Below are 1492 nucleotides of genomic sequence, written 5' to 3'. Positions count from 1 at the left end.
GCCGGGACAAAGGCCGAAGCCAACGTCGCCTTCAACTTCTTCGTCGAAACCTACGGCGTGAAATGGGACAAGGCGGTGGCCAAGCTGGTCAAGGACCGGGACGCGCTGCTGACCCTCTACGACTATCCGGCCGAGCACTGGAAACATATCCGGACGTCAAATCCGATCGACTGCTAGGACCCGACCTCTCCACCGCGCTATTGCGCCCTGCAGACACGCTGCTACTGGAAGGAACTCCTGAAGGATTTGCCCGTCTGACCGAGGTGGGCGATCTTGCCGCCATCACGGACGCGGGGGCGCGCGCGTTCCGACGCGGGAAAGCGCCGCTTGCTCTGTTCGCTCTTTTCGCGGTTGTGGCGCTCGCCGCTGCCGGGTTCGCCGAGATAAGCGTGCTTGCCCTCGTCGCGGTCGCTGCCATCCTCGTGCTCCGGTGCATCGACAACGGCGAGGCTTGGGCCTCCATTGACGCCAGCGTCCTTGTGCTGATCTTTTCCATGCTGATCGTCGGCACCGGTATGCAGAATACAGGGTGACCTGCCCCCCGGAAGTTCCCTCGCTGTGATGTAGAGTCTGCCCAACCTGAGAAGGAGCAGACGACATGAGGAAAAGCCGGTTCACCGAGGCGCAGATTATCGGGATGATCAAGGAGCAGGAGGCGGGTTTGCCGAGTTCCGAGCTTTGCCGGAAGCACGGGTTGAGCCCCGCGACGTTCTACAAGCTCAAGGCGAAGTATGGCGGGATGGACCTGTCGGACGCCAAGCGGCTGAAGCAGCTCGAGGACGAGAACGCGAAGCTGAAGCGCCTTCTGGCCGATGCCATGCTGGACAACGTGGTTCTGAAGGATCTCTTGGGAAAGCCCTGACGACACCGGTGCAACGGCGGGACGCGGTGCTGCGGGCGATGAAGGATCATCCGATCTCTCAGCGTCGGGCCTGTGTCCTGATCGGTGTCGATCCGAAGACGGTGCGGCGTGACAGGCCACCCGACAACCCGGAAATCCGTGAGGAGATGCACAAGATTGCCGAGAAGCGCCGGCGGTTCGGCTACCGGCGCGTGGGCATCCTGCTGGAGCGCAAGGGCATGATCATGAACGAGAAGAAGCTCTATCGCATCTACCGGGAAGAGGGCCTGTCGGTGCGCCGCAGGCGTGGCCGCAAGAGGGCACGAGGTAGCCGGACGCCAATACCAGCGCCGTTGAGGCCAAACCAGCGGTGGTCGTTAGACTTCCTGTCCGACACGTTCGGGGCCTGCCGCAAGTTCCGCATTCTGGCTGTGAACGACGATTGCTGCCGCGAGAACCTGGCGTTGATCGCTGACACGAGCATCTCTGGGGCTCGGGTGGCACGGGAACTGGATGCGCTGGTCAGGATTTACGGCAAGCCCGCTTGCATCGTCAGCGACAACGTCCTATGTCGGGAAATTCTGGCTGCTTAGGTCAGCAGGTCTAGTGGCATCCGGCTGTCCGGATACCTTTATAAGGTTGCCCAGACGG

At 61.9% G+C, this 1492-nt stretch carries 1 protein-coding gene and 2 pseudogenes; all 3 read left to right on the top strand.

Annotated features, from left to right (window positions below; genetic code table 11):
- Nucleotides 1–171: pseudogene (locus DFP89_RS19995) on the top strand (transposase); the annotation flags it as partial.
- Nucleotides 172–263: 92 nt separating this feature from the next.
- Nucleotides 264–533: an SLC13 family permease gene (locus DFP89_RS19990; protein WP_245948913.1), complete on the top strand. Its 270-nt coding sequence runs from the start codon at nucleotides 264–266 to the stop codon at nucleotides 531–533.
- 65 nt (nucleotides 534–598) lie between these two features.
- Nucleotides 599–1404, top strand: a pseudogene (locus DFP89_RS19985) (IS3-like element ISPfe1 family transposase); the annotation flags it as partial.
- Between the last annotated feature and the right edge of the window lie 88 nt (nucleotides 1405–1492).

Origin of the sequence: Paracoccus lutimaris, from assembly GCF_003337565.1 — a bacterium.
GTDB classification, from domain to species: domain Bacteria; phylum Pseudomonadota; class Alphaproteobacteria; order Rhodobacterales; family Rhodobacteraceae; genus Paracoccus; species Paracoccus lutimaris.
The sequence above is the reverse complement of the archived record's forward strand: the minus strand, read 5'-3'. Positions and strand labels throughout refer to the sequence as shown.